The organism is uncultured Bradyrhizobium sp., assembly GCF_964252615.1.
Lineage (GTDB): Bacteria > Pseudomonadota > Alphaproteobacteria > Rhizobiales > Xanthobacteraceae > Bradyrhizobium.
The window spans coordinates 1-24,816 of the sequence record NZ_CAXUNQ010000043.1; the positions used below are offsets into that span (position 1 = coordinate 1).

Annotated in this window: 24 protein-coding genes; 13 read left to right on the plus strand and 11 right to left on the minus strand. The window is 56.7% G+C overall.

Annotation, left to right across the window (positions count from 1 at the left end):
* Positions 1 to 523 precede the first annotated feature (523 nt).
* Positions 524 to 826: a helix-turn-helix transcriptional regulator gene (locus ACFE72_RS18480; protein WP_375414568.1), complete on the minus strand. Its 303-nt coding sequence runs from the start codon at positions 824 to 826 to the stop codon at positions 524 to 526.
* 686 nt (positions 827 to 1,512) lie between these two features.
* Positions 1,513 to 2,238 (minus strand): tyrosine-type recombinase/integrase, encoded by a 726-nt coding sequence (locus ACFE72_RS18485; RefSeq protein WP_375414569.1) that lies wholly within the window; start codon positions 2,236 to 2,238, stop codon positions 1,513 to 1,515.
* 213 nt (positions 2,239 to 2,451) lie between these two features.
* Here ACFE72_RS18485 and ACFE72_RS18490 point away from each other — a divergent pair, with 213 nt between their 5' ends.
* The gene (locus ACFE72_RS18490) at positions 2,452 to 3,216 is read left to right on the plus strand and encodes a glycosyltransferase family 32 protein (protein WP_375414570.1); all 765 of its coding nucleotides are present in this window, start codon (positions 2,452 to 2,454) and stop codon (positions 3,214 to 3,216) included.
* Positions 3,217 to 3,349: 133 nt separating this feature from the next.
* On the opposite strand, the gene ACFE72_RS18495 is transcribed toward ACFE72_RS18490, so the two are convergent.
* Positions 3,350 to 3,523, minus strand: coding sequence for a hypothetical protein (locus tag ACFE72_RS18495; protein ID WP_375414571.1), 174 nt, complete (start codon positions 3,521 to 3,523; stop codon positions 3,350 to 3,352).
* Between the two features lie 23 nt (positions 3,524 to 3,546).
* Here ACFE72_RS18495 and ACFE72_RS18500 point away from each other — a divergent pair, with 23 nt between their 5' ends.
* Positions 3,547 to 3,735: a hypothetical protein gene (locus tag ACFE72_RS18500; protein WP_375414572.1), complete on the plus strand. Its 189-nt coding sequence runs from the start codon at positions 3,547 to 3,549 to the stop codon at positions 3,733 to 3,735.
* 5 nt (positions 3,736 to 3,740) lie between these two features.
* Here ACFE72_RS18500 and ACFE72_RS18505 read toward each other — a convergent pair whose 3' ends face one another.
* From ACFE72_RS18505 to ACFE72_RS18525, 5 genes are all read right to left on the minus strand, one after another.
* Positions 3,741 to 4,373, minus strand: a complete 633-nt coding sequence (locus tag ACFE72_RS18505) for an acyl-homoserine-lactone synthase (protein WP_375414573.1) — start codon at positions 4,371 to 4,373, stop codon at positions 3,741 to 3,743.
* 87 nt (positions 4,374 to 4,460) lie between these two features.
* Positions 4,461 to 5,186, minus strand: coding sequence for an autoinducer binding domain-containing protein (locus tag ACFE72_RS18510; RefSeq protein ID WP_375414574.1), 726 nt, complete (start codon positions 5,184 to 5,186; stop codon positions 4,461 to 4,463).
* A gap of 402 nt (positions 5,187 to 5,588) precedes the next feature.
* On the minus strand, positions 5,589 to 7,010 hold the full coding sequence (locus ACFE72_RS18515) for a hypothetical protein (protein WP_375414575.1): 1,422 nt from the start codon (positions 7,008 to 7,010) through the stop codon (positions 5,589 to 5,591).
* A 435-nt stretch (positions 7,011 to 7,445) separates the two neighbouring features.
* Positions 7,446 to 8,378: a S1/P1 nuclease gene (locus ACFE72_RS18520; protein ID WP_375414576.1), complete on the minus strand. Its 933-nt coding sequence runs from the start codon at positions 8,376 to 8,378 to the stop codon at positions 7,446 to 7,448.
* Positions 8,379 to 8,510: 132 nt separating this feature from the next.
* On the minus strand, positions 8,511 to 9,680 hold the full coding sequence (locus ACFE72_RS18525; protein WP_375414577.1) for a type IV secretory system conjugative DNA transfer family protein: 1,170 nt from the start codon (positions 9,678 to 9,680) through the stop codon (positions 8,511 to 8,513).
* A 347-nt stretch (positions 9,681 to 10,027) separates the two neighbouring features.
* Between ACFE72_RS18525 and ACFE72_RS18530 the strand changes: the two genes are divergently transcribed.
* The 7 genes from ACFE72_RS18530 (at position 10,028) to ACFE72_RS18560 (ending at position 15,534) form a co-directional block, all read left to right on the plus strand.
* Positions 10,028 to 10,264, plus strand: coding sequence for a hypothetical protein (locus tag ACFE72_RS18530; RefSeq protein ID WP_375414578.1), 237 nt, complete (start codon positions 10,028 to 10,030; stop codon positions 10,262 to 10,264).
* A gap of 8 nt (positions 10,265 to 10,272) precedes the next feature.
* Complete coding sequence (locus ACFE72_RS18535; protein ID WP_375414579.1) at positions 10,273 to 10,596, plus strand: DUF3768 domain-containing protein; 324 nt, start codon at positions 10,273 to 10,275, stop codon at positions 10,594 to 10,596.
* 331 nt (positions 10,597 to 10,927) lie between these two features.
* Entirely contained in the window at positions 10,928 to 11,899 is a 972-nt protein-coding gene (locus ACFE72_RS18540; protein WP_375414580.1) for a hypothetical protein, read from the plus strand.
* Between the two features lie 255 nt (positions 11,900 to 12,154).
* Positions 12,155 to 12,649: a hypothetical protein gene (locus ACFE72_RS18545; RefSeq protein ID WP_375414581.1), complete on the plus strand. Its 495-nt coding sequence runs from the start codon at positions 12,155 to 12,157 to the stop codon at positions 12,647 to 12,649.
* A 319-nt stretch (positions 12,650 to 12,968) separates the two neighbouring features.
* Positions 12,969 to 14,081, plus strand: coding sequence for an LOG family protein (locus ACFE72_RS18550; RefSeq protein ID WP_375414582.1), 1,113 nt, complete (start codon positions 12,969 to 12,971; stop codon positions 14,079 to 14,081).
* 63 nt (positions 14,082 to 14,144) lie between these two features.
* Positions 14,145 to 15,008: a S1/P1 nuclease gene (locus ACFE72_RS18555; protein WP_375414583.1), complete on the plus strand. Its 864-nt coding sequence runs from the start codon at positions 14,145 to 14,147 to the stop codon at positions 15,006 to 15,008.
* A gap of 331 nt (positions 15,009 to 15,339) precedes the next feature.
* On the plus strand, positions 15,340 to 15,534 hold the full coding sequence (locus ACFE72_RS18560; RefSeq protein WP_375414607.1) for a CopG family ribbon-helix-helix protein: 195 nt from the start codon (positions 15,340 to 15,342) through the stop codon (positions 15,532 to 15,534).
* 63 nt (positions 15,535 to 15,597) lie between these two features.
* Here ACFE72_RS18560 and ACFE72_RS18565 read toward each other — a convergent pair whose 3' ends face one another.
* From ACFE72_RS18565 to ACFE72_RS18575, 3 genes are all read right to left on the minus strand, one after another.
* A complete protein-coding gene (locus ACFE72_RS18565) occupies positions 15,598 to 16,011 on the minus strand; it encodes a hypothetical protein (RefSeq protein WP_375414584.1) in 414 nt (137 codons plus the stop codon).
* 1,078 nt (positions 16,012 to 17,089) lie between these two features.
* Positions 17,090 to 18,745 carry a recombinase family protein gene (locus ACFE72_RS18570; RefSeq protein ID WP_375414585.1) on the minus strand — a complete coding sequence of 552 codons (1,656 nt, stop codon included), beginning with the start codon at positions 18,743 to 18,745 and terminating at the stop codon, positions 17,090 to 17,092.
* A 174-nt stretch (positions 18,746 to 18,919) separates the two neighbouring features.
* Positions 18,920 to 20,791, minus strand: a complete 1,872-nt coding sequence (locus ACFE72_RS18575) for a ParB/RepB/Spo0J family partition protein (protein ID WP_375414586.1) — start codon at positions 20,789 to 20,791, stop codon at positions 18,920 to 18,922.
* Positions 20,792 to 21,305: 514 nt separating this feature from the next.
* Between ACFE72_RS18575 and ACFE72_RS18580 the strand changes: the two genes are divergently transcribed.
* The 4 genes from ACFE72_RS18580 (at position 21,306) to ACFE72_RS18595 (ending at position 24,805) form a co-directional block, all read left to right on the plus strand.
* Positions 21,306 to 22,421, plus strand: coding sequence for a hypothetical protein (locus tag ACFE72_RS18580; protein ID WP_375414587.1), 1,116 nt, complete (start codon positions 21,306 to 21,308; stop codon positions 22,419 to 22,421).
* Positions 22,422 to 22,534: 113 nt separating this feature from the next.
* Positions 22,535 to 22,996, plus strand: coding sequence for a helix-turn-helix transcriptional regulator (locus ACFE72_RS18585; RefSeq protein ID WP_375414588.1), 462 nt, complete (start codon positions 22,535 to 22,537; stop codon positions 22,994 to 22,996).
* Positions 22,997 to 23,067: 71 nt separating this feature from the next.
* Positions 23,068 to 23,568 carry a hypothetical protein gene (locus ACFE72_RS18590; protein ID WP_375414589.1) on the plus strand — a complete coding sequence of 167 codons (501 nt, stop codon included), beginning with the start codon at positions 23,068 to 23,070 and terminating at the stop codon, positions 23,566 to 23,568.
* A 745-nt stretch (positions 23,569 to 24,313) separates the two neighbouring features.
* A complete protein-coding gene (locus ACFE72_RS18595) occupies positions 24,314 to 24,805 on the plus strand; it encodes an HAD domain-containing protein (RefSeq protein WP_375414590.1) in 492 nt (163 codons plus the stop codon).
* Positions 24,806 to 24,816 lie beyond the last annotated feature (11 nt).

A 24,816-nucleotide genomic window follows, 5' to 3' on the forward strand; every position in this document is an offset into this window, starting at 1 on the left:
CACCTCCTGGCTCTTCGAGCCTACTACAGGTGTCCACTCATTCGGGGGAGGTTCATATGAAAAAACCACGCGACGATACCGATCGCGGCGTTTCCCCAAAGCCATTTGCCCAACTCTCGAACGTGAGGCGATGGCAGTCCGGTTTCTTTATCATAGGGGTTCGATGTCAAGAGCCAGGCGTAAAGAACGCCCATCATGCAGTGGATCAACAGCCATTCGAAGCCGCTGCCATTGTCCATAGTGCTCCTCAAGCGCCGACATCGGTTGGCTACCGCTCAGGTTGCTATCTCTAAAAGATTCGCTTGGAGAAGAAAATAGGGTTGGGGCGTGTTTCCTACGACGAGTTCCTGTTAACTTTTGATGCAAGGCCGTCAGGTCAAGCGCGGCGCTTGCGGCGCGCAACGGATGAATAAGCGGGAAGAAGGTCAGGAGAAGCAGAATAATAGTATGTCGGGGCATACCCGAGCGGGCACACCATCGAAAAGTACCACGAATTCAATCACTTATCACGCTTTGAGGGTGCCTACCGGCCATGAATGCAGAGGTCACGCCGGTGGTCATGGCCGGTGGGCTTGCGGTCAAACGGAAACACCCGCGTTTGGAGGCGCGGGTGTCGCTCCGGTAAGAGCTTATGCCTTGCGGCCGGCATGGAAATGAAGCCACTCAGCCACTTGCGAAAGCCACAGACGGGATGAGAGTTGCGGTGCTTCCCAAGTTTGAAAGCTTGCGGAAAATCGCCGGCAGCCATCATTCGCCAGATATGCGCGCGCGAGTAGGGTATCCCAAGCGCCTTCAGTCCCTTCCAATCAACCACCTTGTCGTCCATTGCAAAGCTCCAAATTTGGAGCCGTTGCAACGGTCCGGGTTAGCGGCCGTCCGAGAAACCTAGCAGATTTCTTCAATTTGTGAAGTCATGGCGGAATGTTTGGTTTCGGTCACCGCCAAGAATAGTTTGCCGCCACTATTACAAGGGCAAGTCCAGCGAACAGAAATGCAACAGCGCACCAGTCAGCTCTAGTCGAGACGATATCGAAACCGACAGACGAGTCATTCATGAACAGCTGTCGCAGAGTAACGACCGATGATCCCATCAGTACCACCGCAAGCGGTGCCGTCGGCTCCCATGGCCAATGAAAACATCTGTGCGATGCCGGACTATGTCCGCGACCCTCGCTCCGGGCGTTGCCTCGCGTCCGCGTGGGGTTCGCAAAATAACTGCCCTGATGATTATCTTTACGTCGACCGCCTTTATCGCTGCATACATTTTACCAGCTCCGACTCGTTCGAAATGCTAGCAACTGAGTCATTTGCCGTGTCTGGGACATATCCGATAATTATTTCTATAACCGAGGGGCAGCTAGTTATCGCTGCCAGAGACAGTGACGATATGATTATCGTTGATCCAGGAATGTCCGCTACGATTAGCGGCGGCAGCGCGATTGTGACTGCCTCGATATTCAGCCGTATCCGGATAACCGACTGAATAGAGGGGCGGCTGCAACAGTCGTTAGACTAGTTGCTATTTCTCCACATGCGAGCCGCAAATTGCTTTTCTTCGTTCCCGCTTACATCCGCATAAATCGCTGTCGTTCGCAGCGACGCATGACCGAGCCAGCGCTGGACGAGATGGGGCGGGACGTTAGCTTGAAATGCTGAAACTCCAAATGTATGTCGCAGTCCCTTGGGGCTGGCCGCCACGCCAATCACCTGGGCTTCTTTCATCGCTTTCTTAACCAGGCGCCAAGCGGTAGAGCGGCTCCATGTCCAAACTGGTCTGTGCTGACGCAGAGGATCAGTCCGTGCCTTGCCGAGTTCGAAAAGATCATCGAGGTCGCACAATAAGGCAGGCGGGAGAGGGATCTGTCGAACAACGCCTTTTCGTCGCCGTTTGAGGGTCCGCAGTATTATCTCGCCGCTTTCAAGGTCGATAGCCGCCGGAGTAAGAGCAAGGACCTCTGAGACACGACCGCCGCTGAACAACAAAACCGCGCAGAAAACCCGCTCTCTCGGCGGCAGGTGTCTCATGGCATCTTGAAATCGCGTTCGCTCGGCGGCATTCAAATATTTTCTTGAACCGTTCGTGTCAAATAGCGAGGGTTCGGTTATTTGGATACGCATTTTTGTTGGCCGCCCGGTATTTCCCCGAGACAAAATGGACAATTCTGTTGCAAGCATTTTCTTTAAGGTTTGCAACGGTTTTTGGACTGATTGGCCGAATTGGCGCAAGTCTAAGGTCATAAGTACGGCCTAAAACACTAAGTATATCAGCCTTCTGAAACAGAATTGTCCATTCTGTAGCGTTGCCCCAAGCGAACGACCGGTCTCAAAACGGCGATCGACAGGGGATTCAATGTCACCGAACTTCGGCCGCGCCTCGTTGGCGCGTAGCGGTTCAATTCAATCGTCAGCTGCCCTCTGACCATGCGGCGCCCTTGGCATTCAAGGCCGGCGTTGCGTCGCGCTGCCACAACTGCCGTGCAGCTTTTGGGTAATGCCCTTAAGATCATCTTCTTCATCGATTTCAAGGTGCGGCCGACAAAACGATATCGAATTCCCGCAGTCTCAGCGCCCAGGCGAGAACCGAAGAACGCGAAGAAAATCCCCCGAATCTTTTGGCAGACGAATCACAGCGCCGACGTAACGCTTTCGGTGTACGTAAATTATCTGTTCAATCGCTTGTTAACGCCGACCTTCGAACATCGCTTTGTGAGTGATGACGAATGCGAAGAATTTATACGGGAGAACTGCTCCAGCGAAACGTACGACTGCTATTCTCGGCTTCAAATTGGAGCGGCAAAAGCTGATCTGTGGAGGGTGCTTGTTCTGCTCCACAAGGGTGGGATTTACCTTGATATCGACGCCGCGTTTTCCTGGTCGCCTGAATCTTTCCTGTCCTCGGATCACAGTGAACTATTCCTCAGAGAAGGCGACGGAAGGCTGACGAATTACTTTATGGCGGCCTCACCGGGCAGTACAATTCTTGCCGGTATCAGAGATCGGGCGGTACACAACATCAAAATGAACTCGCTAAAAAGCGTTTTCGATATGACCGGACCATCCGTTGTTGACGCTGTCGCCGGCCGGGCGGCCGTGGAGATAGAACGATCCAAGTTGGTTTGTCGGCAAGGACAATTTACAAAAAAGATTTTCCAGTACCCGGACAACATGCGCGGATATTGGGCAAGGGAACAGGAGCAAAAAGCGATAGTAAAATAGGCGGCGCATCGTGTTGCGTCAAATGAAGAACTCGATACGATCATGGATCGAGCCTATCGAGGCATGGCGATGCTTTGTGAATCCCGAGCTTCGATTTCCTTTCCCTCTAGTCGTACAACGGGGCCGACGATGGTCATCCTTTCCTATCATCCCGCCCAATGCGGCCAGTTGCCTTCATGGCGTTTGAAATTTCAAGACTGGCCATCGACAGGATATAGGCCGCCGTGTCCTGCTTCATCTGGGCGGCAAGTTGCAGGGCGGCGTCGACCATTCTGCTCAGTGCACTGAGATCCTCACGTTCCGACATTTCAGCACCTTCGGAGTTAGCACATGACAGCGAACGAAAGTAATCCCGGCATCACAGTCCTGAGTTTCCCGCCACCTTTGGATCCAAGGGGAACGGCCTCAGCGCTTGAAGGTCTGGAACTAGTGCGGGCCTTTAGAACGATTACGACCGCGGCAGACAGGCAGAAAGTTGTTGAATTGGCGAAGCGGCTTGCGGCAGAACTTAAAACATGACTCCGCTAAGCTCGCAGCCGCCGGTCAATAGCTGATTGATGAGCAAGGGCGGGCCGGTCGTCGCCGCGGATTTGTCTTAAGCGAGCCAGCGTTCTCGAATCGAAACCGGCGGTCACCGCGACGATGCTGTCCTTGCCGTCTTCCTGCGGGATTCCGAGCGGCGTCACCCGGAAGTGCAGCTGCACCAAACGCAGCAGCCAGATCGGATTCATTTCGATGATGATTTTCGAAACGCCGCTTTCCAAACCCCACTCCACGATCGCCGATAGCAGCAAGTTCCCCGCAGGGCTCAGCATCCGGCCGCGGTCGCGATGTTCTTTGGTCACGCAGTACCGCGTCCACTCCCAAATGTGCGGGCCGATCGGAAAATCGCCGTCGCACAGATGCGGCATGACCTCCGACAGCAGGTGGGGCTGCATCGAGGATAGCATGCGCTGATAGCCGAGGAGGCGGTCGCCTTCGAGGTAGAGCATATGAAGGGCGCGGCCGTCGTCGAACTGGTCGATCTCGCGGCCATCCGGGTGCCTGAGGTTGTTCCACCCCATCTCTTCGACAAACACCGCATGCCGCAGACGGTAGGCTTGTTCCATCGCTCCCGCGTAGGAATGGATGTTTTCAGCCGTCACAATATGGATCATGTGCAATTTCTCCCTCGGTAACCTCCGGGAGCGGATTTGACGGCGAAAAATGCGACGAAGGTAGTACGGCTTTCCGTACCTTGACGGCTATCGGATGATTCGGAGCCGGAGCGCCTGAGCGACCGCTTGCGTGCGGTTGCTGGCGCCCAACTTGCTCCGGATGTGCCGGGCCATCTTGTCGACGAGGTGTTCGGATACGTGCAGTATCCGGCTGATCTCCCAATCGCTTTTGCCTTCGGCGATCCACTGCAACACGTCGGCCTCGCGAGGCGTTAACTTCACAGGCGGCGGAGTGTCGGCCAGCGAAAGTGCGCGTCCGAAGGAGTACATAGCCAGCAGCTGCAGCCTGCGGCGGAAGTGCACGGGCAATTCACCCCGGTCGCTGGCGATCGAGAACCCGGCCGACTGACCGTCGAGCGTAAACATAGGTACCGTAAAGCCGAACCCAAGGTGAAATTCCCTCGCTTCGGCCATGACGCGCTTGGCGGAGGCGTCGTCCCGGCAGGACGCCTCAAGCTCAGACCATAGGAACGGCTCGGTCGAGGAGGTCACGCGCTGGATAGTCGGATCCTCGAACAGGTATCCTTTCGAGAAATACCGTCGGCTCCACTGGTCGGGCCAGTGATGGAGGACGACATTTGAAAGCTGCTGCTGCGCTGACATGCCGGGCACGGGAATGATGCCGGCGAAAACCTGCGTAAATCCCAAAGGGCGAACGACGGAAAGCACCGTTTCCGAAACCGCGTGCGGCGACCCCGCCCGGTCGATCGCGGCGATGAACGAAAGCGTTTCATCCAGGCTGCGCCGGGACATCTTGCACATCCGAAAACGAGGCAAAGAATGCGACAGTGTAGATCGCGTGCGGGAAGGAAGGCAATCTGAAAGCGAGCGTCGCGGCCAGGGCGACATATTTCCGTCGACCGCAAAATTTCCGCAGATTGGAAACGCCGATCTCTCATCTATCTTAGCGTGCGCGTCACTGCGCAGCCGCGTTTAACCTAGAGGGGCTTGCCCCACACTTAGTCCTCAGGTCTTGTAACTGGCTGAATTCGCTGTCAGATGGCTGCGCTGTAGGGATTAGCCACGCATCCGCGAACAATCTTGCATCGCGAATGTTTGGTGCGTATTGCAGCCGAGACAGGCCAGGACATTCGGGTAAATTTCAATAGCCTCTCCGCTTGCCACCAGAAAGTGAACCGACGTCCTCACCGCCGCTTACTGCGGCAAAACTTTCGGCGCGCAATGGGGGCAGGGCGGCAGCGAGGGTCCCGAGCCGCCCGATCCGACCGGAGGCGGCGGACAGGCCTGCCGCTGGAGCCGGGTGCTTATCACAGCGCCGCAGGCATAGCCCCCGAGCGCCACGGAGCAGACGCGGTATGATGCCGTATCGGCATTTTTGAGCGAGTAGTCGGACAGCGATGGCTCGAACTTGGTGGGGGCGCGATAGGGGTTGGATGCGACTTGCGTCCAGTTCTCGCCGGTTCGAAGCTGCAAGACCACGTCATGATCGACCGTATCACTGCAAGCTACCACCACGCCGGTGCCACATTCTAACTGGTTGATGCGGCAGCTGCCTGGCGGGGCCGCTGGCGGCACGACGTTCTGCGGATCGCCCCAGTAGACCGTTACTTGGTTCTCATCGGCGCTGTAGTCGTCAACGCGAACCATAAAACCCGTATCGGCGCCATCAAGCCATTTCAAGCGGCCGCTATGGCCGCTCCCCCATAGCAAGTTCGACTGGCCGCGAATATTCAAAGGCGGACCGTCAAGAAACAGCGCAAGCTCTGTGTCGCCCGGCCAGCTCGGATCGTACTGTCCGAGCGCCTGCACCTGGGCGAGCTTGCCGCTGCCATCCGCCGCAAGCTTGATGTGCCATATCCCGACGCCGTTTTGCGGAATGTTGGCGTCGTAGCCGCTGCCGCCGCGATACCTGTTATTTCGAAACTCAAGAATGAAATATTCCGAAGGGCCACGGCGCGGATCATAAAAGAGCAGGGGCGCCGCCGGCTCGTTTCGATCAGCCGCCGGGAGCACGGCATTGCCGTAGGAAGAGAGCGCCACGATACGCGGTTCCGACCAGCCCAATTCGAGCTTGTGCCACGGATCGAGATGGTACGTATTGGTATTGGCGTTGCCCGTGCATCCCATGAGCGTAAGGTTTTGGTTGAGGCATTCTCCTGTGACCGGCTTGCCGGGAAAGGCGCGATTGATGTTCCAGACGCCGTAGGCGTCGACCGCGCCGAGCTGGTGCGTGGTCTCGTGCGTCCAGGTCGCCAGATCGTGCTGCTCCGCGACCTCTGTTATCGACGGGCACAGCGATGGGTCGTTGCTCAGGCAAGCAACCGGTTCGGTTTGGGCAAGATCGGCGATGGTGTGAATGATGAGCACGCCAAGCTCGTCCGGAGTAACCCTCCCGTCGCGATTTCGGTCGAACGACCGGATCCTGAATCCGTTCTCGACCGCCTTTTGCACGACGTATCTGCGAAGGGCGGGCTCGGACAGGTTTTTCTGCGGCCCGAGAATGTTTGGGCCAAGATAGATCGGCTGTAGTTGCGCGGGCACCCACGCGAAGCGTCCGTTGGAGTTCGAACGCGCCCAGGCAGCCAGATTCACCTGACCCGGCGTGCCGCCGAACACCAGTTGCTGGATTTGCGTCGCGGTATGCGTAAAGCCGCTTTCATCGCTGAATTGCGCCATGATGACGAGCAGCGGGCGCGAACCCGATGCGAGCTTGCCGTTGGACGTCATCTTGCGGTAGCCGAAATCGGCGAGCGTTGGTCCTGCGGCGCGGGCCTCCGGTTGGGTCCCGCAGGCCCAAAGCAGTCCGATCACTAGGGAAAAGGCGATTTTTTTCATTGCAGCGTTCCTCCGCAAACGATTAAGGCCCGCGCGTCATCGAGCGGTCCCGCCGCGTCCATTTGTTAAATACGCCCCGCCGCGCCACGAAGCATTGCGTTCGAGGCGAAGGCTTTCCGGTTTGTGCTACCTTTTCGTATGTTTCCGCGCTTTAGAAGGGAGGATACGACTCACGAGGCACCTGCGGCCATTGTTAACGCGTGAATGGTCCTGCGTTTACGGCCTTCGCAGGCTCTGATTGAGTACGACCGCCAGCCGCACCCCCGCCTTGCTCAGTTGCAGCGCGACATCGTTGGTCGCCATGGTCACGTAGTCGTCCGTCAGGCGGAAGCTGCCACGACCATTGGGCGGCGGAAGCTGGCCGTAGACATCGTCCTGGGCGAGCTTGAACGACTCCTGCGCCCAATCGGCAGGAGCTCCGGCCTGCCACTGGGTTTGCTGCGCGGCGTTGATATGCCCGATCAGATCGGAGGCGATGGTTTTGGCGTCGGGCCCGAGCTGCTCGACGAACTCGGTGTCCCAAAAATGATGGAGATTTCCGGCGCTGAACCCCGCTGCAGACACACGCTTGTTGTTGCCGCCGCGATCGTTGTCGTCGGAGCTATGCAGTGGTTGGTGCAGATCGCCGACAAAATGAAGCACAAACTTGAGAGCCGCGACCTGCTCTTCGAGATCCGTCGCCGGATCTGCGAGTTCGGCCGCAAATTCATTTATCTTGTCGACGACGCAGTCGGCCGCAGGACCGTCCGAAGCCGGGGCGCCGGCTGGAAGGGGCGGGTGGTTGAAACAGGCAGCGTCCAAATTCGGAGCGGATATTTCAACATCGGCGAAGTGCCATTGCCGGGTTTTTTCTCGAGACCCGTTGATGTTCGCATCACGGTATTTGTCCGGCCATGTCGCTTCGGACGCAATGTCGTGGGTCGTGAGGGTATCGGTATCGGCGGCGAGAAGCGCCGCAACGCGCTTGCGCACATCGGGATCGAGGAACGATTGCGCAACGAGGGCAACGACCTGATGCCCTTCGTCTCCCCAGGCCAGCGCGGCACGGGAAACAACGCAATTGATCGCGAGGGGAAGCAGAAGTATCGCTAGTCCGACCGGTTTGCATCGCATACATACCTCCAAATTAATTTCGTAAAAAGCAGACATGTCAATAGTTGCTTGCAATCGGTATATAAGTGCGGCTGAAATTCAAAGTAAAGATCGCGTTACGCGATGTGACGTTGCATGATCCGATGCACAGGAAAATGGCCGCTACTAGGGGCCATCCTGGGACGTTGCTCAGTACCGAATGGTAGTCGCGCTAAATGGCTTTGACGGCATGCCGTCGATCATGAGCTTGAGGTACATGTTGTAGTTCGGGAGCTGTATTAGGTCGATCGGCTCAAATCGCGGCTGGAATTCCTTCGCGAAATACGAAGCGTCGTCTACGCCAATCCGAAACGCGATCAGGGTTCCTACGTTGCCGAGCATGGCATGCCGGATCGGCGGCTCCATCTGCTGGAGGTACTGCACCGCCGTCGCAAATCCGAGTCGGTATTTGCGCATCTCCGATAGCATGTTCGCCAAGGCCAACGTGCTGAAGCTGCCGAATTCGTCAATGTACACGAAAAATTCGCGCCGTCGCTCGAGCGGAGTGTCGGCCCTGCTGTATCCCGCCAGCCCGATGGTAGTGATGAGGAGGGCGCCAAGCAGGGAAGAACTATCATCGCCGATTCTGCCCTTGGCCAAGTTGACCAAGAGGATCTTGCCGTCATCCATGAGCTGGCGGATATGCAGGTCCTTTTTGGGCGAGGTGAGGATGCGGTTGAGCATGGGGTCCGCCAAGAAGGCGCCGACCTTGTTTTGAATGGGCGCCGTGCCGTCGGTGCGGTAGCCGAACGAGAAGCGGTCGAACTCCTTTTCAAGGAAGTTTTTTACGGTCTCGTTTTTGAGCGACCGCGCGATCTGCTTGCGGTACTTTTTGTCGGAGAAAACGCGCAATACGTCATGAAGGGAGGCGCTCGGCTGCTCCAACAGCGCGAGCAGCGTATTGCGCAGGATATGCTCCATGCGGACACCCCAGGCGTCCGGCCATTTCTTCTTGAACACTTCCATCAGTCCTGAAGCGGCCAGTGGAATGCGGTCGTCGCGCACGTGGCGAAGGGGATTGTACCCGTAGGGCTGGTTGGGGTCGGCGGCGTCGAGATAGATTACGTCCGTTTGCCGGGATTTCGGGACGCGAGCGGCAATGCGCTCGGCGAGGTCGCCGTGCGGATCGATCAGTGCCAGCCCGTGCCCTAACTGCATGTCCTGAAGCACCATGGACTCGATGAGCGAAGATTTACCGGTTCCGGTCTTGCCGATGATGAATATATGGGAAAATCTATCTTCCGTCCGTATGCCGAAATGCCAGGCGTCGTCCCGGAAGTTGACGCGGCCTAAGGTAACTACGTTGCTATCGATCGACATCGCTACAGGATATCGCGCGGCAATCATTTTGCAGGGCGGCCGAAGTTGTAGAATGCGCAAAGCATAAAGGGCCAACAGGCCTTATTTATGGACGGCGTCTGTCGAACTTGTGTCGCGGCGCTCCTTCCGTGAACCTTACTAAACAGGCAAATTCTTACGTCTCCGACGCATCCAGATTGTGGCCGACAATTGATTGCGGACTTCGGCCTTGTGGCTCGGCATCTTAAACGGGTGCCGACGGCGGGGCGGAGGGTACGAGACGGAGCACCAGTACCGGCTAAGCCAGTCGACTCCGCCTCGCCATCGGGGAACCGAATGGATCGGTTCCCGGAAGCGAGGAGAAGCATATGACGCTAGTTCTTTCACATAAGGCGACGAAGCTGCTGAAGCTTTGCGAGACGGAAGGCTTTGGAGATGTAGACGAGCTTCTGAAGAAGCACGCCACCGACAGCATTTGCCCTGCGATCTGCATCACAGAAGGTTGCGACTTCACAACGGGCATGGAGCCGGACCAGGCTGAGGGCGACTGCGAAGCGTGCGGCGGTAGCATGATCTCAGCGCTCGTTCACACCGGCTTCATTTGAGGTGAGCCGTGAGCACGGTGAAAATACGCGAGTTGAATGACGCCTTCCGCGCGACCTTCAAGGGCGGCAAAGTCTTAATGACTGCAAGCGTCGAAGAGCTGCCGGCATGCGTCAAGGCCGAAGCGCTCCTGATAGTAGGGACGTTCTCTGCCTTTACCCCGGACAACGATCCGCATGGTGAACACGACTTCGGTAAGTTCAAGTTCGTCGGTCGGACGTTCTTTTGGAAGATCGACTACTACGACAAGCAATGCGAATTCGGATCGGATGATCCATCTAATCCGGAGATAACGACCCGGGTGCTGACCCTCATGTTTGCTTCAGATTACTGAGCCCTTCGGGGCTTTTTATTTTGACGTCTTAGCTGTGTCTGTTGCGTTGGTGGGAATAACCATTCGCATTCGATGCGCCACGGGCTCTTTCAGAAATCATCAATTGGTGGCTAACAAAATTATCTTCAGAAAATGGCAGTGGAGCGCAGCACGAACTGGCCGCGCTATGCCTTTATCTGGGACCTTGCGTCTTTCCGGTCACACATCAAAAGTATTTTAGTGGGATCGTGGATTGTGTGGACAACCTACCGCATCCGGCAACTTTTGCAATCTGCACGTGAAAATTTCTGGCTAGTTCGCCTTGGGAATTCCTTTTTAGGGCGTGGCCATCATGAAAAATATTTTGCCTATTTGCGTTCTTGCACTCTCCGTTGCCGGCTGCGGGACAATTTTAGATCCCGCCCAAATAACGAATGCATCCGCAAAAAGCCTCATCACCGGATTTGATGCTCAAAAGACCAATGAGCTGAAGCTCGTTGCAGAATTACAAGCCGAAAACGAAAGCCTAAAGTTCATTTCCAAAGCAAAATACAGCTGTGGAGACCCCCGACTGCTAAGCGGACTGACACAAGGCGATCCCGCAAAGATTGTCGCACGCGACAAGATCGACAAACATTTTACCGCAGCCCGCAAATTCGTTGATGGCTACCTTAAGGCACTGAGTGATATTGCTTCGCAAAACAAGAGCGAACAAGACACCATTGCCGCCCTCGCCGCGATGAGCTCGGCGGTGTCCTCAATTGGAGCGCCCGCCGGGTCCAGCGCGGGCATAAACGCGGCAATTGGTGCGCTCAAGACCCTTGTGCAATTTGGGATCAATGACTTTAACGTTGGCCAAATGAAGTATATCGCACTTCAAATGGAGCCCGGGCTGGAAGGTGCTGTCGCAACACTCAAGAAACTTTATCCTGCATTTTCGATCCACGAGCAAAGGCTGTTCAGAGATTGGGACGAGTGTGCCATAGAAAAACTGGTCTTTATTCGCGATCTACCAAACCGAGAGGTGAAGGGGTACGAACAGTTTAGCTACATTTTCAACAAGGATGCCGGGCTGGAACTTGACTCGGCTTATAACGCATATCTCGTTAAACGGAGCCAGCTCAAGAGCACGCCTCTGACAGATGCCTTGTTTGACAAAGTCGTATTGGAAAACAAGAAGTTGATTACCCTTGACGTTAGCATCGCATCGTTGAATGCGGGTGCTCAAAATCTCAATACGCTAAAGACGGACTTTCAAGCGGCGGTGACAGCCGTTCAGCCGCTTGTTACGACGACAGAAGCATCGCCTAAAAATAAACCTTGATACAATTGTCTAAGGTGAGCGATTTTCCAGAAGGATTATGACAATTCTTGTCGCACAATGTCTGGCGACAGATTCTAATCGCTTCTGGGAATATGAACTTGGAGAGGCGCGACGACGCGCTTTCGGCTCAAAGGCGGGTCACGAAGCAGTTTGACGTTCCGCTATGTCACTTCGAATAACGGTCTTTTTTGATCCGTTTCTCAACTTTATCCGTGAACTCGTTAGAGTTGTACCTACACAGATTGGGAGCACAGCATGAAAATTCGCGAAGTTGCCGTTCAGAATTCAGAACTGATTTGGGAAGGCCGACTCCATTTAGGCGATGAACCGGGAGTGTATGGTGATGCCGCATACACGGGGCTGGCGACCGATCTGCCGGTGACGTTGACGAAATGGGAAAAGCCGACCGTTCCGGACGACATTGCCTTCTCGCTCGCAGCGAACGAAATCAATATCATCATCGGTCAGTATCCGGGCCATCTGATAACGGTATTCGGATATGAAGTAGTTCCTCCTGTAAACCCCGGCAATCCGGCGCAATGGAGGAAGGTTGAAGTGGGCCAAGCGCGCTTTACTACCGACCAAATTACGGTGAAAACGCGCGATACCATGGGCAAGACCTATTTCAGCATCCGCGTAGAAGTTGACACCACCGTGCCACCGGGACTGTATGACGATTTTGTCCTGCTGTCGCTCAATATGATCTCCACTACCCACTACGCGGATTTCGGCTTCCGGTACATGCCGTGAGTTCGTCCATTGGGCTGGACCGAAAAGCTCGCTTCATTTGGCGCGAGAAACGCCCGTCTGAGATATTGAGATATGTTTTGAAATAACGAGCGCGGTCTTAACGTGGTGCGCCTATCAGATCGACATTACCTGAGGCGAGCCGCGCGCTGCGAGAAAATACACGAGATGACGGCGCCCCGGCACGGCTTTCAGAGCCGCAAGGTGTGATGATTTCAGGTGTCGAAAAGCTGCCGACCTATGCCATGGCGCACGCACCCGCGCTTGCGAAGCTCCAGTAGCGCATCAGGTCGAAAATCCAATAGGTGTAATGATTAGAAACATGATCGATTCGGGAGCGAAAATGGGCGGACCTGTTGATCCAAAGGAAATTGAACGCTGGCTTTCAACCATGCCTGGCCGAGATGCTATTCCATTTTCGGCCATGCCGGCCGAACTCTACGGTGTACGGCAGCTGTACGAAGGTTATTCTCCTGACGATCCCGACTCGCTGGAAAAGGCGTTCGACACGAAGATTTACAATTGGACGCGCGACGCCAGCGGAAGCGAGACCCGGGTGCTTGAGCTGCCCGAAACGATTGCGACGCGGCTCCACGATACCGCCATCGACCGTTTGGTCGCCGCTTTTCTCGATGCCCCGCACTCCAGGACGATCGGGTTTATGGGCGGCCACGGTATCCTGCGAACCGCCGTGACCTTCCGGAGAATAGCCGAGATTGCTCGCGAGCTGCGGCGACGAGGCTTTTTAATTGTTACCGGCGGGGGTCCCGGGTTGATGGAGGCGGCTAACCTCGGTGCGTTCATGGCGCCCTTCGACGATAAGGACCTCACCAAGGCGATCGGCACGCTTCGCGCCGTACCCGATTATCGTTCGACGAAAGATTGGATTCGCACCGCCGCTACGGCCAGAGCTGATTTACTTGGCAACTGGGATGCTGACGCCCCGGCGGGGAGCCGTAATTTAGGCATTCCGACGTGGGTATACGGTTTCGAGCCTCCAAATTTGTTCGCTACGTCGGTAGCCAAGTATTTCTATAATAGCCTTCGAGAGGACGGATTGGTCAGCGTGGCAAATGGCGGCTTGGTGTTCGGGAAGGGAGATGCGGGAACCGTTCAGGAAGTCTTTCAGAACGCTGTCTTGAACTACTACCGGAAAAAGACCACGGCTCCGACGCCGATGGTGTTTTATGATATCGATTTTTGGAACCCGTCGCCTGAGACCGACGCGGCAGCGGGCGCTCCGCTCGACTCGCATCGCAAGCCTGTCTTCCCTTTGATCCGCAAGTTGGCAACCGAAGCGCAGGAGCCCTTTGATGCCGCCCTGATGCTATCGAACGATCCGGACAATATCGTAGAGTTCTTGTCGTCGGCAAATACCGTGAAGGCTCCGACACTGGTGAGAGCCGCTGACCTGGTAAGCCTCAAAATGACCTGAACTACCTGCAGCACCTTACACCGGCTCATGAGTTCAAGGGCAATTACCTGAGAGGAGAGCATTATGAAGGCGCTTTTAGCCGCTTGTGTATTTCTACCGGTTTCCGGAACCGCCGTCTTTGGATGGGGTCAGGAAGGTCATGCGATTGTTGCAGAGATCGCTCAACGCCGATTGAGCGATGATACGCGCGCCGCTGTCTCCGCCATACTCAAAAATGTCTCGCCGACGCTGCAGTACGCATCCTTAGCCTCGTTTGCGAGTTGGGCCGACGATTACCGGCCGTTACACCAAGAAACCACGAACTGGCATTTCGTCGACATCCCGCTCAAGGAGGACGTCTACGACCCGACACAGGAATGTAAATCGACCGATCCGAAAGGCGACTGCGTTATCGCCGAGCTTGAGCGGTTGAAAAACGACATTTGGTGCAAGACAGGCGAGGATCAATTTAACGCCCTTAAATTTGCAGTGCATTTTGTCGGCGATATTCAACAGCCGCTCCATACCGTCCTGGAAGAATTTGGAGGGAACAACATTTTTGTAGAGGTACAAATGAAAGGATTGGTCTGCACCGGCTCCTGCGTGCCGACGACCGACTTTGCAAAGTTTCATGCCGTTTGGGACACTACGCTCATCCAAAAGACCGTGTTCGCGTGGGGAAGCTATGTCGATCGCTTGGAAGCCGGCTGGCTCGTGTCCGCGGATGCGGCAGGTGCGGAGGGCGGCACGCCGACAACGTGGGCGCTTGAAGCCCATAAGGCGGCGCAGGCCATGTGGGCCGCGAAGCCGGCGAATAACATCTTGAACGATTCGTACTACCAAGCGGCGCTACCAGTTTTAGACCGCCAGTTGGCAGTCGGCGGACTGCGGCTCGCAAAATTTCTTAATGACACGTTTGCTGCAAAATCCTGCACCACTGTGAAGTGAGATTATCCAATCTACAAGGCCGATTAGGCGATCACGAAGTGATTTTGGTCTAGATTAACGCATGTTCGCAGCGCCAGCGGCATGCTTCCGCAGAAGTTTGAAAACGTTGGACACAAAATTCTTCCGGCATGGCAAATTAGTTCGAGGTCTGCCCCGAGGCGGTGCACCTGTATGACCCAGTCATACCGGGTCGAAAATGGCTCTGTTGAGTCGTTTTTTCGTTCTGGCCGTTTTTTTTCAAAGGGCCGACCGTTGACCGCACTCGAACTTTGTCAGCCAGGTACGGTAAACCCTCGTGCGCGAATTTCAAACGGGGGCAACACTGAGCGCTATGGCACGCACCAGGACCGCACTGTGCATTTCGCTTCCGCCGGAAATGGCCGAGGAGCTAGACACGATTGCAACTGAGGAGGACCGCAGCCGCTCTGAAGTCGTGCGGGAGGGGCTTCGAGACTATTGCAAAGCGAGGCGATTGGCCGATCTCCCAGACCTCGTCCCAGAAACTCACTGCAGGGAAGCGGGCTGAATCCAATTGTTCAGAGTGAGCTTCTATATATGATTATACGGTTTCCAGCCGAATTCTGTGAGCTCACGGAACGTCCTTTTTCCTTCGTTGCGTTGAAGAACAACGTCCTTTCCTGTTTTGGGATTCCGATACATCGCAACGCGAGAGACTGGAAAGCAAAATCTTGAGTTCAAGATTATTCGGTCCGGTCGATTCAGTCTGAACGTGTACGGCGGCCATCTCTGCGGCGGCAAGGGCAGTTAATCGAGTTTGGACCGCACGATTGTATTCAGACCAGGACTTAAATGCTGTGCCCCTCAATGCAAAGGGTTGAGTATCTTGATGGTGATCAGCAGCTGACACTTTTGTTGTGGCCGGTCTTGAACGAGAAACGCCGCGCGAAGCGCGGCGTTTTTTGTCTCCATCGTGATGACGCGAAGCGCGACGCTTGGTTTTGCCTACACGTTTGTTCGGATGGTCGTCTGCGGAAATCGACATGATGATGACCTTTGAGATAGGCAGAACTGCGTAGCGACTACGCAGATCTGCTGTTGCGGGTATCTGATAGCGAGCGGTGAGAAGTCGCCCATCGACCATCTATGATCGACCGCCTTATACTGAAGACAAATTATCTGTCGTCAACCCCCAAACAGCAAAAAGCGCTCGCAATCCATCGAATTGCGAGCGCCAGATCAGCCATGTCCACCTGAGCGGTGGTCGAAACTGGCCGGGGTTTGACGCCCGGCTGTCGGGGTTTCTCAGGCCCCGAATTGACGATACCCGCAAAGGTCGTCGTCAACCAAATGTACCAACTAAACCTCTGGATTAAACATATGATATTGTTGATATTTCTGTCAATTCGTTAGTCCACAAGCGCAAAAACGACACCGACCAATCGGCGTCGCCACGTCAGAGGGCGCGTTCAGCGCCTTGCATTATCGGTACCAGCTTGCCTTTCCGTACGGTATTCGTGTTCCGCTACAACTAATTATTCGCCGCGAATCGAACTCGTAGGATAGCCGCCCATTGAGACAGCCGACGCTAGGACACCCCAACAATGCTCTTCTGTCAAGCGAACAAAAGGTGGCCGTTGGGGCTGGTAGGTCGCCCAAGAGCCAGCGAGCCGACATCGTTGAATCTGCCTTGGGGATTTAGCGTAGTGGCGTCTAAATAGCTTTGCGCATTCATTGTATTGAGAGGGAAATATTTAATGTTTCGCATTAATTCATTAGGCGACGGCAGACTGCGAGGCAGATACTGAGGAAGCGTGCTGTGTTAGCAACTTAAAAAGCTTCGGCACCAAATCCTTCCGACGCGGCAAATTAGTTCGAGGTCTGCCCCGAAGCGGTGAGAGTACAAAAATCGAACTGCTCTCCCAAAAACTGCTCCGGCGTCATGAAAGTCTCCCGTGAATAGTCAAGCGCGATTGCATAATCTGGATGAATGAACATATCGAGCATATCCGACGAGCATCTCGATGAGTTCAGAAGGCTCTATTTCGAAGAGTTTGGAGAGGAAATAAGCAGGGAGGAGGCGAGCGTTCGGGCGATGCAGCTTATCGACCTGTACCGGCTCCTCATGGACCTAGAGAAGCGCGGCGACCTGCCTCCGGCTCAAAGCGGCCACGAAGCAGCCTGATGTTTTCGAAGACTTGGTGATACTGCTCGTCTTCCGCGACAGCGGCAAACTCCCGCGCCGCCTTTTTAATCTGCCGCTTCGGCACGATGTGGCGGCTGCGAACGTCCTTCACGAGTCCCCGCAATTGAAGAAAACTTGCAAAATCGGGCATAATCGAGAACGGTTTCGCGGCTTCAAATAACAAGATTTTGCCCTTGAGAGTTAGGTTCGATCGGACTGTTTTCAGGATAAGGCGTTTTTCGTCGATTGTAGCCCGCGAAAACCAAACGGCGGCTCTATTGTTGAACAAAATCGATAACCTAAAAGGTTCGATCACATCCGATGTATGATCAGCTTTTTGGAGCCGTTCAGCAAGACCGGATTGCTCTTTAATCAAGAGTGCTCGCTGCCGGGTGAACTCTTCATCATCTAAGAGATTTCGAAGACGAAGGCGGGTGAGTTCAACAAGCTGGTCGGCTATTGCAGCTAGGGTGCCTTTCAGGGCATTCGCGACTTTGACACGTCCTTCGCGAAATTGCGCCTGGGCCGCGTTTAGCTCTTCGATTATCCAATTTTCTATGGTCGCAGGAATTGTCAAATGTTTCAGATATTCCAGCAACTGGCTCTCTAACACCTTGAGCTCGATTGAGGGTTCCCGACATCGTGGCCCGATCGCTCGTTTGACGCAATGGTAGTAAACATACCGATATCCGTAACGGTTGGTGCGCTTTTCCGCTGTAACGACATGTCGGCAGGAGCCACACCGGATCATTCCGGTGTATGCGAATACGTGTCTTTGTCCCCTGATGCGACTTGGCTCGCGAAGAGTGGCCCGCACTTGCCGAAATTCACTTTCTGTTACCATCCGATCATGCTTGCCCGCGAACGTTTCGCCGTTCCAAACAATCAAACCAGCATAAAACGGATTGCTAAGAATTCTGTAGATGCAGCTCAGAGCCGGCGGCGTGCCACCGATCCGTTTCTTCAACGGAGTTCGCAGACCCCATTCGTTTCGGGCCAGCATCGCTACCTGACTCGGCGTATGTGAGCCGGCAAGAATTAGGTGGAACATCTTCTGAACTAGAGGAAAACGGAGCGGATCTTTGACGATGGTCTTCGAGATAGGATCGTTGAGGTAGCCCAACGGCGCTTGGCTCGGTCGCCAACCCTTTTCTATTTTTGTTCGATTACCGCGCTTCACGTTCTCGGACAGCGCGTCGGAATAGTACTTCGACTGGCCGAACATGATTTGGAGCATGAACTTGCCCTGCGAGTTGTTTTCGAACGTGTATGTCGCAAATTTAAGGTCGGTGATGAGGCCGCGGTCCAGCAGATACACGATCCTGCCACCGTCCATCGAGTTTCGAGCCAGCCGGTCGGGCGCCCATGCTATTATTCCTTGCGCTTCGCCTTTTTCTATCCGCGCAAGCATTTCATTGAATAGCGGCCGACCAGGCGCTTTGGCGCTGTACGCTTCTTCGTAAATCGTGACGACTTCGATATTCGGTCGGTCTAGGAGGAATGCACGCTTAAGAGTGGATAGTTGCGATTCTATCGAAAGCACCTGCCGGTCTTCGGCCTCTGAGGATTTTCTGCAGTAGATGAAATATCGCATATGCCTGACTTGAAATTCTACGGCGGATCGAGTTAACGCGCGAATCCCGTTGTCCACAGCATAACCGTTGCAAGATTGTATTTTCGAGACCCCTCTTTTCAATGTGCTGGCACGAATGGGTTTCAGTTGCGACCAAAGAAAAAGGACCGTTGATACGGTCCCTAGGGGTTGTCGTCACGAACGTGCCGCTTCGCTCGAAGTTCTCTCCTTTGTTCTGAGCGGCGCGGGCAGCCAGTCCGTGTCGGCGAGCAAAAGTTCGGCCTTGGCTGCCATCGCTTGCTTGTTCGCATTCGGCAGGCCGTCCGCGGCCTGCTTGCCGAGCTGTTCGGCGACGGCCGCGGCAATCTGCTCCTTCCGTATCCGGTTGAAGTAGCCCGGTGCCGTCGGCCGCCACCACTCGCGCATATTGAGCCCCGACGCCTGTGCGAGCGCAGCCGCGTGCGCGCGGCGGGCGCTCGCCGTATCATGCTTGCCGAGAACGACGGCGTTCACGGTAGCGGCAGTGAGGTAGGCGAGCAGGTCGAGCTTGGTCTCGATCGTCTGCGCCTGGAGCCACGGCCACACGTTCTCGGGCTGCACGGGAAGCTCTACCCACCGGGCGTGCCGCCCGGCCATGGCGCGCACTGCTGGGCTTTCGCCGATCCCGTCGCCAAAACCGGCAAGATCGAGGAACATTGGCTGGATATCAAAGCAGGTCGCATCCGCAGCGCCGAAGAACGCCTTCAGCGCAAGCATATGCACCAGCGCCGTCAACGCCAACTCCGGCTGGCTTGCGAGGGATGCCCGCAGGCCGGCGGTGAAGTGCGCGGTGAGTTCGCGAAGAAGCGCCTCCGAGAACTCCGGCGCTTCGGCCTGATCCGAGCTCACGGCGTGGGTAGAGCTTGGCTCCTTCGCCTTTGGCTGGGAGTTGTTTGGCCGGAGAAGTCCCCGCGTCACTTGGAGCGTTCCCGCCGACGTCAGGCTCAATAGCACGCCCGACTGCGACAATCTTTTTTTGCTCCAGTGCTCTTGCTTTAGCGACAGCTGCTCGATCTCCGCGGACATCCGATCGAGTGCCGCTGATTGCTCATCGGACGGCTCGTCGTCAACTTCGCTTACCAGCCTGTCATAGTTTCGGCTGAGCGTCTTGAGGCGCTTTTCGTCCTTGGCCGAGAGCGCGACTTTCTGCGGCGCAAGCCTGCCGAAGCGGGCCAGGGCCTCGTAGTCGAGTTCGGGTTGGATTTCGACGAAACTCCAGCCGTCCTCGCGCAGCTGGTCGGCGACTGCCCCTAGCTTCGCGGACACCAGGCGGTCGAGCAGCTGGCTATCGGCAAAATACGACGCATCCTCGTTGAAGAGGTCGCGGCGCACCTCGCCGCCGGCCTGCTCGTAGGCTTCGATGCCGACGAAGCAGGCGCGGCGGTCGCTGCCTTCCACCAGCGACTTGGTGAGGGCGCGGCGGATCGAGGCCGCGCTTCGATCAAAGGGCGATGCTTCGAACCAGACCTGCTCTTGCATCGCATGATCGTCGCACACCGCGAAGGCGGTAAGCTGCTCAAGCGTCATCCGGCCCCCGCGATATTCCGCCATCAGCTTCGGGCTCGCCGCGGCAAGCTTCAGCCGCTGCTCGACGAGGCGCTCCGAGACGCCAAACCGGGCGGCGATATCGGCCGAGGAGCGGCCGTCCTTCTGCAGCCGGGCGAACGCCTCGAACTGGTCGGCGGGGTGGAGCGACACCCGCTGCACGTTTTCAGCGAGCGATACTTCCGAACCGCTGGCCTGCGCCTCGTCGATGACCAAGCAAGGCACGCCGTGATCCTTGAGAAGCTTCCGGCGCTGGACCAGCAGCTTCAGGGCCTGCAGGCGGCGGCCGCCCGCAACCACTTCATAGCGCCGCGTGCCGGCGCCAGTGGCCGCAAGCTTGCGCACGCCGAGGTTCTGCAAAAGGCCGTGGGCTTCGATGCTCGCCGCGAGCGCCGAAATATCGACGTCGGAGCCGGTGCGGCGCACGTTGCCCTCGGAGCGCTGCAATTGCGACAGCGGCACCGTGATGGTTTTGGTAGTCATCGTACTTCTCCTTAGGGGGCAAGGACGGGACCGGCAGATGTTCTGCTCGGTCAAGTCATGAGGTTGGGGAAGTACCTGGAAAGAACAGGTACATCGCAATGCTCGCGCGGAAGGAAGAAGCCGCCGAGACGCAGCAACGTGCCGATCTGGCAGATGATGAAAAGATGTGAGCGAAATGCGCGGGCGATATTGTTTCGATAGGGAGCGGCTAACGGACGCCAAATCATGCTGAAGCAACTGCCCGAACGGCATGAACCCGCGCCTGCGATTTCGGGCCGCAGTTATCTAGCATGAGTGGATGGATATTGCCGCAGATCATGACGATATCGCCTTGAGGCCGAAGGCGACGCCGGGCGTGTGCCGCAGCTATGCCGACGGCACCCTGGTCGAGCTGATCTATGATCCGGCAAGCAAGACCACGCAATTCGCGGTCGGGCAGGGCGGCGTTGTCGCCATCAAGCCAGAGATCGAATGCGGCGGCGAGCGCCTGGTGCCGTTTTCGCCGGATAACAACTTGATCAAGAACGCCGCGGTATTGCTGCCGTCCGGCCCAAAAGAGTTCGGCAGCGTCGAGGCGCTTACGGCTGACGTGCAGGCGTTCATCCATCGCTACTGCGATCTGAGCCCGGTGTTCGAGCAACTGGCGGCATATTACGTCCTGCTGACCTGGGTCTACGACGCCTTCAACGAACTGCCATATCTGAGGCTGCGCGGCGATTACGGGACCGGCAAAACGCGCACGCTGCTGGTTCTGGGCTCGATCTGCAACCGCGCGTTCTTCGCGAGCGGCGCATCAACCGTCTCGCCGCTTTTCCATACGCTCGACGCCTTCCGGGGCACGCTCATCCTCGACGAGGCGGATTTCCGCTTCAGCGACGAGAAGGCCGAGCTGGTGAAAATCCTCAATAACGGCAACGTAAAAGGGCTGCCGGTGCTGCGCACCATGATGAACCGCCAGAAGGAATTCAACCCGCAGGCCTTCCAGGTGTTCGGCCCGAAAATCGTGGCCGCTCGCGGCTCTTACGAGGACCGAGGCCTCGAAAGCCGGTTTCTGACGGAAGAGATGGGCGGCCGGCCTTTGCGCGGCGATATCCCGATCAACCTGCCGCGCCAGTTCAACGACGAGGCGCTCAAGCTGCGCAACCGGCTCCTCTCGTACCGCTTCCGCCACCAGGGCAGCACGACCATCGACGAGACGCTGCTGCAATCCGACCTTGAGCCGCGGCTCAACCAGATCCTGCTGCCGCTTTTGAGCATCGTGCCGCATGCGGACGCCCGGCAGGCGTTTCGCAACCTCGCGCTGCGGAACCATTCGGTGCAGGCCGCCGAGCGGGGCAATTCCTTGGAAGGGCACGTCGTCGAGGTCCTGCACGAGCTGCTGTTGGAGCCGAGCAAGGTCGTGGTTCCGATTGCCGAAATCGCCGCTGAGCTCACGCAGCGCCATGGCGGCGAATACCAGCGCCCCATTACCAATCGCCTCATCGGCAGCATCCTGCGCCGGCGGCTCAACGTGCTGGCGTACAAGAGCCACGGCGTCTACGTGGTGCCGGGAACGGAGCGTGCCAAGGTCAAGCACCTCGCAAGCCGCTATGGCTTGGACGCGCCGCAGACGGGGCCGAAGATATACTAGGGGACGTGGGGAGGTGGGGACTTCCTCGACCCGCCGACCATTCGCGTGCCGCTTGAACAGCCTGCCTCAGCGCCGCGCCGACCGATACCGCCCGCCAAACTCCCCACGTCCCCATGTCCGCTGACGTGGTCGCACCGTATTCCGTTTTGACGATTTGGCAGATTGCTGTGCCTTTTGACGCCGACGCCTATGGTGAAAAATTAGCGGATCGCCTCGGCGACTACAACCATATGGCATACCTAGACAGCTACCTTCGGGTTCATCGTAAAAAGTGGGGTTTGAGCCAAGACGAATTGGCGGGACTGATCGGCTCCCGCAGCGGCGCGACCGTCTCGCGGCTTGAAGGCCTGCGCCGGCACCCTAATTTACGTACGGCATTCGCCGTCCAGATCATTTTCGGCGAGCCGCTCGAAAAGCTGTTCCCGAAGGTCTTCGACCAAGTCGAAGACGCCCTGATGCGGCGCGCCAACGCCCTGCATGAGGAGTTGCAAGGCACCGCGGGCATTTCCACCAGGCTGAAGCTCGATTTACTGGATAACCTGTTTAAGCGCGCCAGCGAGCGCCATACGGCCTAGCCATGCTACAGCCCCGCAAATATCCGCTCATCGCGGCGGTCAATCCCAACTCGCGCGGCTTTGCGTTTGTTGTGTTCGAAGGGCCGTTCGCGCCGGTCGATTGGGGCACCACCGCCGCGAGCGGTACAGGCAAGAACCGGCACTGCCTCAGGATGCTCACGAGGCTGCTGGCGCGCTACCGGCCCGAAGTGCTGCTGCTCCAAGACACCTCGGAAGAAATTCGGCGGGCGGCGCGCATTCGATCGCTCCATGTCGCGATCAAGGCGTTTGCCGAAGACGAGGGCGTGCGGGTGGTCCTGGTGGCGCGCGGCGACGTGCGCAAGACCTTCTCCTATCTCGACGCGCCCACCAAGCATCAAATCGCGGTCGCGATATCACGGCACGTTCCAGTATTCGAGCGCCTCCTGCCGCGGGTCCGCAAGCCCTGGATGAGCGAGGATGCCCGGATGGGCATTTTTGACGCGGCTGGCCTTGTCTTTGCCTACTATGACGGCGGCGCTCAAAAGCGAGGAAGGGCGCGCCGTTACAAGAGCGGCTTCCAAGAGAATGAGGGTGATGATGACTGGATATGAGTTCAAAACAGCACGGGATGCCATGAGCAGTCGGCCAACGGACAGGGTATAGTCCTGGCAACGATGAAAGAGCTTGTAGGGTTTTAGCGTGGGAGTAGTGCCGCTGTTGATGGGCGATATAATACGCGGCACAGAAGGCCGACCGCATCGGTGAACTTGGTTCGAGCCGCCGGAGCGCATGGCTCCGCACCACGGCAGGCAGAAACCTCGCCTACGCTAGCCCGAAAAATAACGAGAGCTTCGCGCGCGCTTCCGCGGGAACAATTTTTCATGAAACATAGTTGGTCCGGACATTCTTTCCGGACCACGCCAATGTGTGACCAGTGCGCGGAATTGGATCGAAAGATTGCGCACTTTCGCAGGCTCGCCATATATTTCAATGACAAGCAATCGCTGGTTGTCATCGAAGAGATGATCGTGGAATTCGAGACGCAGAAACGAGCCCTGCATCCGCCGGAATAGAGCTCTTCAGCTAGAAGGCGAGCGAAGCTGTTCCCGCTGAAACCGCTTGCTATTCACGGCATCGCATCGACGAATTCCCCGGGGGGTGTTGATGGTGCGAAGACCGAACCTCGCAGCGTCTTCATCCAATCGGCGATCGACGTTCGCTATCAGAGTTTTTCACGGCGGCGGCTGCCTTATCCACGTCAGCGTTGACATTGGCGTCCCTCTGCGCAGGGGATCGGTCGCATTTTGCGCGTCAGCATCACCTTGGCTGACTGTCATAAACTGTCATATTGCCGCAATGAAGGTCATTTTCCTCGACATCGATGGTGTCCTCAACTGCGGCAAGACGCCTAATCCGCGCAAATTTCCATATATTGTTGATCGGCGGCTTCTCGCGCGGCTGAACCGGCTATTGGATCGGACCGGCGCCAAAGTGGTGCTCTCCTCGACCTGGAGGTGCGACCCGGTCGGGCTGCTCGCGGCCAAGCACTGGAGCATCCCTTTCATCGACGTTACCCCGGACCGGCCGAGAAGTGCGCGGTGCAAGGAGATGCTGTCGTGGCTCGCGATCCATCCCAAGGTGACGCGGTTCGCGGTGCTGGACGACCAGTGTGATGGCCTCGACGGCCTGCCGCTGTTTCAACCTTCAGGAAAGACCGGTCTCACTCGTGACATCGCGCGGGGGCTGGAACGCTACCTGAACGGCCATACCGACCAAGACATGCGAGCCAGTGTGGCTGTTCGCCTGGTTCAAAATATTCATGCGTTGCTTGATCGGGATAAGAGCTGACGGGAGCAACG